At 45.0% G+C, this 15,436-nt stretch carries 11 protein-coding genes; 1 reads left to right on the top strand and 10 read right to left on the bottom strand.

Features of this window, described 5'->3' with window-relative positions; genetic code table 11:
• Positions 1-24 precede the first annotated feature (24 nt).
• The 6 genes from H8S37_RS03405 to H8S37_RS03430 all read right to left on the bottom strand — a co-directional run bounded on the left by H8S37_RS03405 (position 25) and on the right by H8S37_RS03430 (position 9,031).
• Entirely contained in the window at positions 25-3,510 is a 3,486-nt protein-coding gene (locus tag H8S37_RS03405) for an InlB B-repeat-containing protein (RefSeq protein WP_186874629.1), read from the bottom strand.
• Between the two features lie 23 nt (positions 3,511-3,533).
• On the bottom strand, positions 3,534-4,412 hold the full coding sequence (locus tag H8S37_RS03410) for a hypothetical protein (RefSeq protein ID WP_186874630.1): 879 nt from the start codon (positions 4,410-4,412) through the stop codon (positions 3,534-3,536).
• On the bottom strand, positions 4,399-5,862 hold the full coding sequence (locus H8S37_RS03415; RefSeq protein WP_207723874.1) for a sulfatase-like hydrolase/transferase: 1,464 nt from the start codon (positions 5,860-5,862) through the stop codon (positions 4,399-4,401). The genes H8S37_RS03410 and H8S37_RS03415 overlap by 14 nt, the downstream gene beginning before the upstream one ends.
• A gap of 21 nt (positions 5,863-5,883) precedes the next feature.
• A complete protein-coding gene (locus tag H8S37_RS03420; protein ID WP_186874632.1) occupies positions 5,884-6,756 on the bottom strand; it encodes a carbohydrate ABC transporter permease in 873 nt (290 codons plus the stop codon).
• A 49-nt stretch (positions 6,757-6,805) separates the two neighbouring features.
• A complete protein-coding gene (locus H8S37_RS03425; RefSeq protein WP_186874633.1) occupies positions 6,806-7,699 on the bottom strand; it encodes a carbohydrate ABC transporter permease in 894 nt (297 codons plus the stop codon).
• Positions 7,700-7,771: 72 nt separating this feature from the next.
• Positions 7,772-9,031, bottom strand: coding sequence for an ABC transporter substrate-binding protein (locus H8S37_RS03430; RefSeq protein WP_186874634.1), 1,260 nt, complete (start codon positions 9,029-9,031; stop codon positions 7,772-7,774).
• Positions 9,032-9,483: 452 nt separating this feature from the next.
• Here H8S37_RS03430 and H8S37_RS17515 point away from each other — a divergent pair, with 452 nt between their 5' ends.
• Positions 9,484-10,266 carry an AraC family transcriptional regulator gene (locus tag H8S37_RS17515; RefSeq protein ID WP_330604899.1) on the top strand — a complete coding sequence of 261 codons (783 nt, stop codon included), beginning with the start codon at positions 9,484-9,486 and terminating at the stop codon, positions 10,264-10,266.
• Here the strand turns inward: H8S37_RS17515 and gnpA are convergent.
• From gnpA to rpsU, 4 genes are all read right to left on the bottom strand, one after another.
• Complete coding sequence (gene gnpA / locus H8S37_RS03440; protein ID WP_186874635.1) at positions 10,263-12,425, bottom strand: 1,3-beta-galactosyl-N-acetylhexosamine phosphorylase; 2,163 nt, start codon at positions 12,423-12,425, stop codon at positions 10,263-10,265. The two genes, H8S37_RS17515 and gnpA, sit on opposite strands and share 4 nt — an antisense overlap.
• Positions 12,426-12,707: 282 nt before the next feature.
• The gene (gene gdhA, locus H8S37_RS03445) at positions 12,708-14,042 is read right to left on the bottom strand and encodes an NADP-specific glutamate dehydrogenase (protein ID WP_186874636.1); all 1,335 of its coding nucleotides are present in this window, start codon (positions 14,040-14,042) and stop codon (positions 12,708-12,710) included.
• 286 nt (positions 14,043-14,328) lie between these two features.
• Positions 14,329-14,865: a putative ABC transporter permease gene (locus tag H8S37_RS03450; protein WP_186874637.1), complete on the bottom strand. Its 537-nt coding sequence runs from the start codon at positions 14,863-14,865 to the stop codon at positions 14,329-14,331.
• Between the two features lie 277 nt (positions 14,866-15,142).
• Positions 15,143-15,319 (bottom strand): 30S ribosomal protein S21, encoded by a 177-nt coding sequence (gene rpsU, locus H8S37_RS03455; RefSeq protein WP_004054229.1) that lies wholly within the window; start codon positions 15,317-15,319, stop codon positions 15,143-15,145.
• Positions 15,320-15,436 lie beyond the last annotated feature (117 nt).

Raw genomic sequence — 15,436 nt, forward strand, 5'->3', positions numbered from 1 at the left:
ATCTATGTATCTTACGCTACCGGTTTATTTTTTACGCCTTGATCTTCTCACGCATCCCGCGCTCACCGCGCAGCCTGCAAGCGCCAGCGCCATAACAGTTCCCCATACGCCTGCGTGGGCGCTGTCTCCTGTCTTAACGGCCGCGGTTTTCTCTTTTTCCTTTCCTGCTGTTCCGGACTCCGGTTTCTTATCCTCTTTCCCTGGTTTATCCGGTTCTTCCGGTGTCACCGCGCCGCTTTTTTCCTTCACCGTCACAGTAATGGTCTTCTCGGCAGTGATTCCCGCTTTGTTTTGAACCCTGTACTGTACTTCATACACATCTGCTTTTGTCGTATCTACCGTATTCTTCACCACCTCGATAAACGCTGTCAGATCCTCATCTCCGGCTGAAGCCGTCACGCCTTCCAGGGCGTCAAACTTGTCGCCTACATAGATCGTTTTATCCTGCGCATAAATAACCGGCGCTTCTTCTTCCTCTATCAGCGCTTCGAATACCGCCGTCAGGTTTACGCTTTCTGTCAGAGTAAAGGTATAGGACATCTCTGTGCTCACCGTTTCTTTTTCCTCGTCTACCCATTTTACAAAATGATACCCCGCCTTCGGTGATGCCGTCAAAGTTATCTCTGAACCGATATACTGTTCTCCTTCAACCGAAACCGTTCCCATCTCTTCATTTTCGCTTGCTGCCGTAACCAGAGATTTTACATACTCTACCGGTCCGATATCCTGTGTTTCGTCCAACTCGTTGCCGAAGAAATCTCTTCCGCCGTTGTCTTCACCTTCTGTCATATCTGCTGTATTCAATCCGGCGTCAATTAAGATAGAATCTGGCTTCAGATTATATCCCGCCAGCGTATCCATGCCTGTTTTTCCTGTTCCTGGCGCCACATATCCTAACTGCCCTACGTCTGCCTGTTCTAACTTCTTGTTATTCTCACCGGCTACAGGGATTTTGTCATATCCGACAAACACATTATTCGTCCAGGAAACCCGGTTCGCGTTAAATTGCGGCTCTTCCATCGGCGTATCGGACAAGAAGATCCATACATTGTTGTAAATCTCCATATCTTCGATGTGTGTTCCGCCGTAATTGGTAGAGAACTTCATCTTTTCCGATCGATCGTAGTAAATCAGATTGTTGTATACCTGGCTGTCAACATGGTAATCCCGCATATCAAAGACGCCATGTGCCGTCCCGTCATTCTGCATGATATTATACCGGTATACGCCATTATATCCTGGATAACCGCCCAGATTACAGAACATAAACGTACCGCCCGGGTTGTCATGGATATAGTTATACTGCACATATGTCGTATCGTTCAGAGCGTCAATCTCGATTCCCTGCGCGTCTCCGTTTCCGCCTGTTCTGTCGTCAGGAGCCGTGTCAAAAACTTCGTTTTCTTCAATGATCGTATTGTCCGCGTTCCAGTTGAATACGCCCACCGCGTAGCCAAGTCCCTGCGCGTTTAAGCATGTTCTGTAAATCGTATTGTTCCGGTAAACCGCGCCTTCCGTATTATTGATGATTGTCGCGTCCCCGTCGATGTCATGGATCGTACAGTTTTCTACAATCATATCCTCATGTCCGATCCAGTCGCCCAGTCCATTCCATGTAAACCATCCCCACTTGCCGTCCTCAGCTTTTCTTGTTGTCCATGGCGTCGCGAGATTGATACCGGAGCGTCCGAGTTTGTAAAGCTCGCAGTTTCTGATTTCCAGTCCGTCTACGTGTGTAGGCACGTCATCTCCCGATATGGTGACGATGATTCCGCCCGCGCATTTCCCCTGTGCGTGGCTTGGCCCTCTGAATCCATGGATCTCCAGATTCTCGAATATAAAGTGTTTCATCGCTCCGTAGTCTTCTCCGTTGATCCAGATCCCGCGATGAAAGATATCTGAGTCATTTTTATAGTTTACATTCTTCTCATATGTGTCGTCATACAGTTCCAGATTCCGTACTTCCCAGTAATTCTGGTTTTTAAAAGCGATTGCGCTGACAGATTTTGTATTGGGATACGTCCTGTTCTGTACGTACAGCGTGTCAACCGTCGGGTTGGATTCCTCCGGAGGCATGATGACCGGCGCGTCCTCCGCCTCGCCGTAAGCGTCGATCTGGATCGGCGCTCCTTCGATACCGGATCCCTGCGGTTTCATACCGCCTTCAAAGGTATCTCCCCGGCGGAACAAAATCTTGTCCCCCGGACGGAAGACTTCCTCGTTCACTCTCTCTAATGTGGCCCACGCGGTATCTTCTGTCCTTCCGTCGTTCTCGTCATTTCCCTCTGCCGACACATAAAATGTGCGCCCGTCTCCGATCGAGACAGTAAATTCCGCCTGCATGCTCTGTGGTTCTTGCTCCGCGTATGTATAGATTACCTCTATCTCTACTGTCTTATCTTCCGTTGTATAAGGAATTTCTTCAAAGCCCAGCGTTACCGTCTTTTCTTCTTTGTTATAGGCAAACGACGTAATTTCACATGCTTCGCTCTGCGCATTGTCGATCGTCTGCTTGAGCGTGAACTGACTTTGTTCCGGATCCATAGACGGTGTTTTGTCCAGTACGACGGTTACTTTCCCATTTTCAGCGCTCACAGATGCCATCTGCGCGATTATCTCTTCCTCGCCGTTTGCATCAACCGTATAGGATACGTCGATATTCTGGTTATGGGGAACGTACAGCACATGCCCGCTTATCCTTTGTTCTCTTACCGCCTCCGGAATTTTCTCTACGGTCAGCGTCGCCGTCTTAGTCCCGGCGTCATACTGACAGTCTGTCACCTCCAGAGACACCGCCTCGCCTGTGGACGCATTGTCATAGGTGATCTGGAAAGCCTCCTTATCTGGCGTTCCTGTATAGGAATCGTTAAACTTTACTTGATACTCTCCGTTTTCCGCGTCCACTGACTCAATATCCGATACCAGTTTTAAGGAAAAGTCGTCTACATAAACCGCGCCGTTCGATGCGCTTTCCACGTATATAATCATGCGGACGTTGGTACTCTCTGCCGTAAACGTATGCGTGTACTGTTTCCATTCGGTATCTGTGATAGGCGCTTTTACCGCTGTATTCGCATTTTCCAGGTGTCCTTTGATGTTGAACTTCGCGTCGATCGTGCCTGTACCTGCCTTCTTCGCCCAGCAGCTCGCCTCATAAGTTGCCCCTGCCGTCAGATTTGTGAAGTCCTGTTCCAGGGCGTCCTCGGCTTTGCTTACTTTTACCGCGTATGTTCCGTCGTGTTTTTCTTCCGTCGTCCACATAATTCCATTGGCGTCTTCTCCGGGATAACTATACCACTTTGCGTCCTCACGTTTTCCCTCGCCTACATTACCTTTGCCTATTATTTCTTCAAAATCTTCTTCAAACCCTGGATTTCCTACCATATTCGGTGTTTCTACCTCTGTGGTATCTGCATAGGCGACACCCCCGCTTCCCGTCAGAGGAAGGGCGCACAGACTGCCCGCTGTTAACATCAGTGCCATGACTCCCGCTAAAATCTTTTTCTTCATTTTTTCTCTCTCCTGTTCGTTTTTTAGTCTAAAGACTCTATTTCAAAATAACTTTCCATCTCACGAAGTAATTCCGGATACATTTCATTGGTCACATATTCTTCCATAATGGTAAGCTTGTCTTCCTCCCATGACATCTCATGGTATTCGATTTCCGTCACCTCAACCGTTCCGCCTAATTCCGCGCTCTGGAAGGTATCCCCCGGCTTCGCGCCGCTTAACCACGCGGAAAGCTCGGGATTGGTTTCCTCGAATATCTTCATATTCTGTGCCGGCAATATCTCTTCTTTTCCATTCAGCGTATAGGTAATCTCTTCAAGCGTCTTAAAACGCTCTTTGTTCTCCTCCATATACTTTTTCGCGTTTTCCTCGGAAATATCAATTCTTTTTTCTAAAACAGCGTCTGTCAGCTCTCGTATCGTATCGCTTCTGACAGTTGAAAAACGATAGTCAAAAAATTCTTCCAGCTTAAAGCTTGTCTTTCCATAAACGACTTCTCCTTCGTTTTTCTTTGCTTGGCGGTTCCGGTTCTCTACTTCCATCTCGCTCTCCAGATTGGAAAGGGAATACGGAGAACAAAGCCCGAATTTTTCCCCCGCTTCAAAAACAGCGTATACCTCTTTCGCGTAGGCGTTCCCGTCGCCCTCCGGAGATTTCTTTTCGTAAAAGGCAGCCTCCTCCTCTGTCAGAGTAAAAATCCGCTCCTGCATTTCCTCGTGAAAAACAATTTCACACAGACTCTGCTCTTTTTCTTCTGTTGAAAACCTTATCCACAGCGAAACAACCAGCAGCGCTGCCAGTATACTTCCTCCTGCCAGTATGAAACGGCTGTTTTTCCTCTTTCCTTTCGTTCGTATCTGTCTTCTCTCCTGCCTACTTTTTGTCTTCTTATTTCTCTGCATAATACATTTCTATTCCTTGATTAAACGCTCCGTCTTTCCAGCATAAATCCCACTGCCCTCTGCCTTTTGCGTCGTATTTTCTGGCGTCTGTCTTTTCCTGTGTATACTTCGCGAACCAAAGCTCCATTTCCTGCCGCATAGCCGCTGTGATTTCCCTGTATTTTTCATCGCCGTACAGATTGAAAACTTCTTCTGGATCCTGGCGCAAATCATAGAACTCGCAGGGACCGCCGCCATACCGGTGAATATACTTATAATGATTTTTCTTAATCATGCGGGTTTTGCTGTATTCGTCGTAAACGACAACCCGCTCGGGCATTTCTTTTTCCGGCGACTGAAACAGCTCTACAAGACTTCTTCCTGGCTGAAGCGCCTCTGTTTCCCATTCGCACCCCGCCAGTTCCAGAATCGTGGGAAATACGTCATACTGGCTTACCATATTTTTACATACCTCTCCGGAATGTTTCCCGTCAGGCAGTGAAATAATAAAGGGCACTTTTATGGACGAATCGTACATATTCGGCGGGTAAGTCCCGTTTCCTTTCCCCCATATACCATGATGTCCCATATTCATTCCATTATCCGAAGTAAAAATTACTACCGTGTTTTCTGCCATTCCTTTTTCTTCCAATCTTTTAAGAAGCTTTCCAACCCCTTCGTCCATCGCGGAGAGCGCAGCGTAATACCCTGTTAAATTTTCCCGCCGTTTCTCCGGCGTATCTCCAATCGGACATGTCCGGGCCTGCCATGGGTGTATAGGTAAATCCGGCGTCGCCGTAAAGGCACAGTCCTCGTATAACCTTCTGTATTCTGCCGGATGTTCTTCTTCTCCCCACGGACTGTGCGGCGCGGTATAATGTACGCTTAAGTAAAAGGGCCTTTCATCTTCGGCCATTTCCTCCAGATCCTGAAGCGCCCGTTCCGTAATCAGATCTGTCACATACCGCCGCGGATTTGATAATTCTCCTTCATCGCAGATATCAGGATAATAGTACCTGCATCCGCCCTTTCCTATTGTATACCAGCGGCTGAAGCCTTTCTTAGGCGTCACGTTGTCCCCCAGGTGCCATTTCCCGCTCAACGCGCATTGATAGCCATTCTCCGCCAGAATCTCCATATAGGTCTTATGTCCGGCAAGATAGTCGATCGCCCTGTCCCGCGGATCAAAGTCCGGCGTTCCCTCCATATGGGGATAGCGCCGGCTATCCATGTTGCCTTTCTCAATCCAGTCCTGCACGCCATGACAGGAGGGCATCTTGCCTGTCACCAGAGTGGCTCTTGCCGGAGAGCATACCGGCGAGGCGCAGTAGAATTCGGAAAACCGGATTCCTCTTTCGGCGAGTCTGTCCAGGTTCGGCGTCTTCACATCCTGGTTCCCCGCGCACCCCATAGCCCACGCTCCCTGGTCGTCTGTCAGTATAAAAAGAATATTGACTCTGTTTTTCTGCATGCTTCGCACTCCTTCTTTTTATCAGCCTTTGACTCCTCCGCCTGTTACGCCGGAAATAATCTTCTCCGACAGCAGAATGTATAAAATAAACGTCGGCAAAAATACGATAACTACCGCCGCGAACAGTCCACCGTAATTTCCCGTATACTTCATAGAATTTACGATCTGCAAAAGCCCTACGCCAACCGGCGTCATATCCGACGTATTCGCGAAAATCAACGCGATAAAGAACTCGTTCCACACGGACAAAAAGTTAAAAATCGTCACTGTGATAATCGCCGGCTGAACAAGCGGGAGCATAATTACCCAAAAGGTCTTTGCCGGCGTACAGCCGTCAATGGCCGCAGCCTCCTCGTATGTTTTTGACAATGTGGCAAAAAAATTCAAAAGATAGGTTGTCGTAAACGGCACATTCAAAAAAATGTACAGCAGAATCAACAAGATTCTTCCTTTAATCTGCCACTGGGTAGCTAACGCGAAAAGCGGCATGATAATCATAATCACCGGAATACTCATCGTTACGATCAGTCCCGCCTTAATGACTTTGTTGCCAATGAATTCATATCTAGATAGGACGTACGCTGCCGGAGCCGCAATCAGTATTACTGCCACGCAGGCGATCGCCGCGTACATAAGCGAGTTCATAAAAAATACCGATACATTCTGTGTCTGCCATGCGCTTACATAATTTTCCCAATGAAATCCTGTCTTAAATTTAAAAACAGTTCCTGTAAAAATTTCCGGAGAAGTAGATAAGCTCGCCGCTACAATCCAGATCAAAAACGCCGCCGTAAATGCAATCCATATGATTACAAACAGATACCCCGGCAAAAGCGCGAGTTCTTTTTTCCAATTCACCTTTTGCTTATATTTGATTTGATTCTTTGTCTTCATAATTCCCTCCATCGGTGTAAAAGGTATTTTCCGATCCTGTGCCCTACTTTTAGAATTCCAGCTCGTCGTCCTTTATTACTTTGTTCATAATAAAGTAAATGATAAGCACCAGAACTGCGAGAACCACACCAACCGCCGCGCCTGCGCCCGCGTCTCTTACAGCGGTATTCTTTCCGCCAAACGCCGTATCATACAGATAAACGACCGGAACAATCGTAGTTGCCTCTGTATCAATTGGAGAAAACATCTTTGACCATACGAAGAAAGTAATCGTATGCACCGTCCAGAAAGTAAGGTTTGTCTTGATAATCCCACGCAGGAGGGGCAGCGTAATTTTCGTAAACTGCTTCACTTTGTTTGCGCCGTCTATCGTCGCCGCTTCAAACAAATCCTGCGGAATTCTTTCGATGCCGCTTAAGAAAATCAGCATATAGTACCCGATAGCACCAAAGACAAAGGCTAACAGCAGCGCCCAGAACTTCGTATCCGTTCCCAGCCACTTCACACCGTCTAAGCCTACTGTCTCCAGTATTTTATTCAACATACCATAGTCCTGGTTGTATATATACTGAATCCACATAGTCGCCATCGCGACCGCGCTGATAACATTCGGAAGATAAATAGCGGCACGGAAAAATTTCTTAAACCGGATTCCGCTTGTCAGTATCACCGCAAACAACAGTGACAGAGACAGCGTAATGATTCCGCCAAATAGCCATATTCTTCCCATATTCAACATAGATACGCGCCAGGTAGAACTGCCGAATATCTTCTGATAATTGTCAAAACCATAAAAACTCCATGTAGAAACTTCATCCGCGATATCTTCAATTCTAAAAAAGCTCATCACAATCGTCCTGATTGTAGGATATAAAAACATAACAACTACGCTTATAACACATGGAAGCAAAAAAGTAATAATCATTAACCTGTTTTTTTTCACTCTTTCAGACCCTCCTTTTAAAAAAGAGGTGACACTTCAATCATGCCACCCCTTTATTATCTGCCCCGCGTTTTAATAGAGAGCGTCCATAGCCGCCGCGAATTCAGCGCCTGTATTAAATTTGCCTTCGTACAGTTTGATAATTGTATCTTTGAAGTTTGCTTTCAGGTCAGAATTGTCGTTCATTCCCATATTCCAATCCAGCGGACTGGTTGTTGCCTTCAAAGTCTCGATGGAGCCGCTTAACGTCTCTGGCTCTGTATTTGACGGATCCGCTGGAATCTGTATCGCTGTGTCCGCCATCTTCTGATCATATTCGCCTGTTGTCAGGAACATAACGAAATCAAACGCCGCCTGCGGATTCTCGCTGTAGGAGGCAATTCCCAAAGAGTTCGCACCTGCGTACGCGTTAGACGGGTCAACTCCGCCTTCTACTTCAGGATAGTTAAACAGTCCCCAGTTCAAATCTGCTCCCGTATTATTCTTTACTTCTGAAGTAACGTAGTTCGCGCATACTACCATCGCCACGTTCTGTTCTGTTCCCATTTTGTTCTGGCTTGCTGGATATTCATCCGGAGCCCCCTCTGCGAGGTATCCATTCCCTACGAATTCGATAATGTCGTCTGCCGCCTCGATAACACCTTCATTCTCGCTCCACCCACCGTTCATAGCGAGATCTTTGATTACATCCTGTCCAATGACACGATCCATGTGATAACCGAATGTAAAGTCCGCGTATGTACCATCTAACGCCAGCGGCTGATATCCCTTAGCAGTAATCTTCTCGCACACGTCCATGAACTCTGTCCATGTCGTCGGCACTTCTGTAATTCCGCAGTCCTCAAAAATATCTTTGTTGTACCATACGCCGCCAACCTGCGGTTGTTCTGTAATAGCACAGAGGAAGCCTGCCCACTCTACGACCTTGTCGTTAAAGCATCCGAAGCTTTTATCCGCGTATCCTGCCTCTTCTGCCATCTCCGTCAGATCGTAACAGTAATCTTTATAGTTCTTCGCAATGTTCATATAACTGTCTTCAAAAATATCTATTGCCTCTTCTGAAGACAAAGCGCTGGAAAGCAGTGTGTTTATATCTCTTCCCTTCCACTCGATGTTAATCGTCGCTCCTGTCTCCTCCGAGAACGCGTCCGCCGCTTCCTGGATAACCTGTCCCTGTGGCTCGCTGGAGTTCCACATCGACCAGTAGTTCAAAGTGACTCCACTGTATTTTCCGTCACCGCCTTTATCAGAGTCTCCCGAAGATCCACAACCCGCGACTGCCGCAACTGTCATAGCAGAAATCAGAAACGCGCTTATTATTCTCTTTTTCATAAAATTTTACCTCCTTCTTTCTTCTCTGGTTTGTTGTATATGTCTATCATAATTACTTTTTCTGTAACTTTCTATGTGGATTTTTCCTATTTTTTTAGAAATATTGACTTTTCAAACTAAAAACATTATTTTTTTCTCAAAAACTATTCATTATATATACATTCTATAGTTCTGCTCTTTTTTTATTATCAATTTCTGACTATTTTGCATACATCACATCCCTATTTATACTATAATTTTCCGAATCTCTCTGGCCTGCGCTTTTCAGAATATTATTTATTTTTTATAGTTCTTGATTTATTTCTTCTGCTGATATTATAATGAATCATACTAAAAAATATAGTTTCTGCCTTTTATATCTCATGCAAATATCAGGAGGTGTCATATGAGCCATCAATACTATTCTATAGAAAAAAATCTTCCTACCCCCCCCCAGTGTCACTCTTCTCTCCATAGCCCTCTCAAAAGACGACAAAGACTGGGATAGCGTCCTTCACACTCACGGCTTCACCGAACTTTTCTTCGTTGTAAACGGAAAAGGGAATTTTTTATTCAAGGATAATTCCCATGCTATCAAGTCTGGAGATCTGGTCATTATTCCCCCCTACTTGGAACATACAGAGCAGTCTATACGGAGCAGTTCTCTTGAGTATTATGTACTTGGAATAGACGGTATTACATTTTTAAAAAAAGAACAGCAATCCACCGAACAAATTTTTTGCAATTTAAAAAATACTTCTGTATTTACGGATATATTTTCACAGATACATCGCGAAGCGCACAGCAACGAATACGGCTCTGATATGATCTGCCAGCATCTTCTGGAAATACTCATCATCCGTATTATCCGCCTGCAAAATTTAATTCCTGTCCCCACCCACAACACACATATGGCAAAAGAGTGTGCACAAATAAAACAATACCTGGATACGCACTATGCCGATCGTATCACATTGGATACTCTCACACAGCTTACGCATATGAATAAGTATTATATGGCACGCTCTTTTACAAAATATGTGGGCGTTCCGCCCATGCAGTATTTAAATTTACGCCGATTAGACGCCTCCTGTACTTTGCTGCGGGATACGGATCGTTCTCTTTCTACCATCGCTTCCATTGCCGGCTTCTCATCACAGGCATATTTTTCGCAGGCGTTTCGTAACCAATACGGTATTACCCCGTTTAAGTACAGGCAGCTCCATTCCCGTAATTCTGATTTTCACGCGAACTAGATTTCATACCAGTATATACCGTTTGCCTCTAGATCCAGCTCAAAACTGCTTCCGTCGCCCTTGTATACCGTAGTGGTCTGTGGTTCATATGTGTTGTTTACGACACAATATTTTCCATTTTTTACATACGCATGCACTTCTACGTTGTAATTGGAGCTGTACCATTTGTACAGTTCCTTTTCTTCATGCGCCGACCAGAGAACCGAACGATACAAAAGACGGCTGTTCTCAAAGCTATAAGGAAGCCCGCTGATATATACGCAGCGCCCCTCTCCGAATTCACTGACGGCAAGCTGTACTTCTTTATCGCGCTGTACGAGAATTTTTGTCCCTTCCAGTGCGTAAATATTTTTCTTGCCTTCGCCAAAATCAATTTCTCCTTTGCAGTCTTCGGTAATAAAATGGTCGTGCTCCTCCCAGTTGTACTTATCCATATTTAAAGTAAAGCCTGTCTCTTTTTCCACTCCTATCATTGTTGCCAGCTGGAAGAAATGCCCCTCATACTGGTGCGCCGCCGGTTCTCCCACGCCAATAAAGCCGCCGCCGTTGTAGACAAAACGTTTTACTGCGGATACAATCTTTTCATCTGTCCAATTTTCTCCGCCTGTATACGCCGTATCCGCGTCGCCCACATTCAGGATCACATCAATATCCTCCAGAATTCCCGGCTGGTTCCTTATGTCATCAAAGCTAATAAATTTCACATCGAAAGGTGCTCCGCTTAAAGCCTCGATAACCCCCGCGTAAGAATAATTCTGCTTATAATAAATTGCGTGATGTACCATGTGATTTCCCCATGACCGCATCTTACCCCAGCAATTAAGCACCGCGACTTTCTTGATACAGTAGGGCGTCGTGCCTTTGATATTTTCATATAAAACGCGGAACTCCTGACACACACTCTCTACATAATCCACAAACGCCGGAAACTTCATCGCCAGCTTCAGGTAACCGCCATATCCGATACGGTCGATCGGCTTTCTCAGAATTGCTCTTCTCGCTGTCACCCAGTTAATCTTCGCTTCCTTTACCGGATCACCGCCTTCATAGAATGTATCCGGAAAGAAATATGGAAGAAGGCGTCCTTCCGTATAATTTACTCCTTTGATATCGCTGATCAGCCGCAGAGTCGCTCCGTTTCCGACACTTCCTACGACCGCGTCCAGACCAATCTCTTTAAACTCCTCCATAAATGGTTCCATGCCGATCCAGTGATCGCCTAAGAACATCATCGCTTCTTTGCCGTATTCATGTGTGATATCTACCATTTCCTTTGCCAGCTTCGCGACTTCTCTTCTCTGAAAGTTCTGAAAATCTAGAAATTCTTTCGACGGGATTCTGTAAGGATTGTTCATATACCCCTGGTCGATAATAAATTCAGGACGGAATCTGTATCCGGCTTCCTTTTCAAACTGTTCCAGAATATAAGGACTTACAGAAGCGGAATATCCGTACCAGTCTACATATCTCTCTCGCGCGAGCTCATCAAAAATCAGTGTAAACTGATGAAAGAATGTTGTATATCTGATTACGTCCACATGGGGATTTTCTTCCAGGTAGCTACGCAGCCGCTTCATAGAATAGGCATGTGTTTTCGGCTGGCGTACATCAAATGTAACCTGTTTTTCAAAATTGCTCCATCCATTTGTCACCGCATTATACATATGTACCGGATCCCACATGATATAAGCCAAAAAACTTACCGTATAATCGTGAAATTCCTTTGCCGCATGAATGGTTACATCCCCTGTCTCCTCATCATAGCTCCACTGCGACGGCGAAACAACCTCTCCTGTCGTACGGTCGATCACCTCCCACCATTTTGTAATATCGTCCTGGTTATTGACCTTCAACATATCCGGATACAAATGCTTCATCAGATGGATCGACACTTCGTCCTCCACGGCAGTATAAAAGGGAGTCATAATATACATCTGCTGTACTTCATCCGGATTCGCTTTTGCCCATTCGTTGTCTTTACGTGTTGTATAGTAGGTCGAATATATTTTCGCGTCCACGCTTTTTAATTCTTCCGGATAATCTGTTCCGTCGCAGTCCCGGATCGCATCCGCTCCCCATTTTTCAATCAATTCTAACGTTTCCGCCACTACGTCCACATCTGTTGGGATCGTCACCCTTCCTTTTGTACGCTTCTCCACATTTCTTCTCCTCTCCTGATTTTTTCAGGCTTTCCCGGCGCGCCGCATCTTCCCATAGCTTAAACATGCCGGCGTAGTCCGCCTGTATTCTTTATTTTATGATAAATGGAAAGCAAAACAAGAATCAAGTTTCTCATTGCCTACATTTTTATAATTCTTGCGCAATTTTCTCATACTATGTGAAATTTACATAAAAAGAGAGCCACCGCTTCTGGTTTTTCTCCCATCGAAGCGGCAACCCTCTATAGACTGTCCGTCAATTTGTTGTCCAAATTCGTATACTTATACAATTCCCTGCGCATTCATAGCGTCTACAACTTTTTCAAATCCGGCAATATTGGCTCCTACGACATAATTTCCTTTAAAGCCGTATCTCTCCGCTGCATCTGCCATATTGTGGCAGATATCCACCATAATTCTTTGCAGTCTGCTGTCTACCTCCTCGAAGGTCCAGCTTAATCTCTCGCTATTCTGTGACATCTCCAGAGCAGATGTCGCAACACCACCTGCATTTGCTGCCTTTCCAGGTGCAAACAGCACTCCGTTTGCCTGCAGGTATTCTGTCGCTTCCAGTGTGGTTGGCATGTTTGCTCCCTCTGCAACCGCAATACATCCGTTTGCCACGAGTGTTTTTGCATCCTCCAGCAGCAGCTCGTTCTGTGTTGCACATGGAAGGGCAATATCCACCTTCACACTCCAAACGCCTCTTCCCTCATGGTACTCGGCATTCGGACGGTATTTTTTATACTCAGTCAGTCTTTCTCTCTTTATCTCCTTTATTTCCTTTAATGCTTCCACATCGATGCCCTCTGCATCATATACCCAGCCGTTGGAGTCGCTTACAGTCACCACCTTCGCCCCCATCTGCTGTGCTTTTTGTGTCGCGTAAATCGCAACATTTCCAGAGCCGGAAACCGCGACCGTCTTGCCTTTGATGTCCTGTCCGTTTAATTTCAGCATTTCCTCTGTCAGATAAAGCAGACCGTATCCCGTTGCTTCTGTACGCGCCAGTGAACCGCCGTAGCTTAATCCTTTTCCTGTCAGAACCCCTTCGGACAGTCCGCGGATACGTTTATACTGTCCGTACATATATCCGATTTCTCTCGCGCCTGTTCCAATATCTCCTGCCGGAACATCTGTATCCGCGCCGATATATTTGCAAAGCTCTGTCATAAAGCTCTGGCAAAATGCCATCACCTCTCTGTCTGATTTTCCCTTCGGATCGAAATCAGCTCCGCCTTTTCCTCCGCCGATTGGAAGCCCTGTCAGAGAATTTTTAAAAATCTGCTCAAATCCTAAAAATTTTATAATACCGAGGTTTACGGATGGATGAAGCCGAAGCCCTCCTTTGTATGGCCCGATTGCACTGTTAAACTGTACGCGGTATCCTGTGTTTACCTGCACTTGCCCGTTGTCATCTACCCAAGGCACGCGGAACTTTAATTGTCTTTCAGGCTCTACCATTCTCTCTAAAAGAGCGTCCCTGCGAAACTGTTCTTCATTTGCTTCTACAACTACACGCAAGGATTCTAAAACCTCCTTGACAGCCTGATGAAACTCTGGCTCTGCAGGATTCTTTTTTACAACCAACTCAATTACTTCATCTACATATGACATCCTTTTTACCTCCTGAAAATACAAAATAACTGGCAGACAATACCACCGGATAACTGCCGCAGAATTGCCTACTCGTCTATTCTAAAATCAAAATGCAGCTTTGTCAACAAAAAATTTCATTTTATTTACAACTTTATCACTTTATTATAACAGATTATATATAATCATTTTCTTACTTTTTTAGCCGTTTTCATTTATTAGATTCGTATATATAGTTTTTATCTCTTTTTTTATCCTTCTTGTTTTTGCAGGAATCCAATCCTATTTATTCATTTTTCTTTTATTTTCAAGAAATTTTTCTTCTCTCTTTATATGCAATCGTCAAAAAATCCAGCAGATAGACTATAATAATAAAAATTCCCAGCTTCTCTCCCAGACCTCTGGGAATACCATTTACAATTCTCTCCACTGTTTTTTGCAGAATACCAAATAAAATCAGTGTATAAAATCCCCATGCAATCGTACTTTCCAGGCACAGGATTCCTTTGTAGTTAAAAGGCTTGTCCTTATAATCCCACCAGATTTCTCCGAATACCTTCTGCATAATTTTTGCCGTTGCCCATTCAATCAGTGTTGCAAGCACAGCACCCAATATAAAAAGAAGCACTCTGTTATGGCTATATGGATATAGTATAAAATAAACAGTCAGTGCTCCTACTCCGTAAATAGGACAGAAAGGTCCTCTGGAAAATCCTCTGTTCGTCCATTTTCTGTTACACACTGACATGTAGGCAGATTCCACAATCCATCCTAGTATACTATAAGTAAGAAACCACATAACCACATGGTATACATCTCTTCCGAAAATAATTCCATTCCACATATGTACGCTCCCCCTTCCTAAAAGCGCCAAATTATCCTTATAAAAAAGAATGTGCTTTGCACATTCTCGCGCCAAGCGCGGACGCGTAAGCGTCATATTTCTTCTTCGCACTTGCGTGCAGTCTCCGCTGCCGCTTCGGTCGGTGCTAAACGCGTGCCACTGGCATGCAGCACCCCGCCCGGTGGGCTTTTTTGTGCTATAGGAAATTTATCGAAATTTCCTATAGCAGAACAAAAATAGAGTGTTGAAATTCAACACTCTATTTATCTGCACATCATTAATTATATTTACGTTTTCTAGCGGCTTCAGATTTTTTCTTGCGTCTTACGCTTGGTTTTTCGTAATGTTCTCTTTTACGAATCTCCTGCTGAATCCCTGCTTTCGCACAGTTTCTTTTGAATCTGCGTAAAGCACTATCTAACGTCTCGTTTTCTTTCACGATTACATTTGACATAGTCTCACACCTAACCTCCCCTCCAGCCTTGTATTGTGCATCATACGACTGTTCGGGTATATTTATTGCACTACAAAAGATTATACCATATTTTTCAGTTCCGTCAACTATTTTCCT

It is taken from the genome of Mediterraneibacter hominis (assembly GCF_014287475.1).
GTDB lineage: Bacteria > Bacillota > Clostridia > Lachnospirales > Lachnospiraceae > Mediterraneibacter > Mediterraneibacter hominis.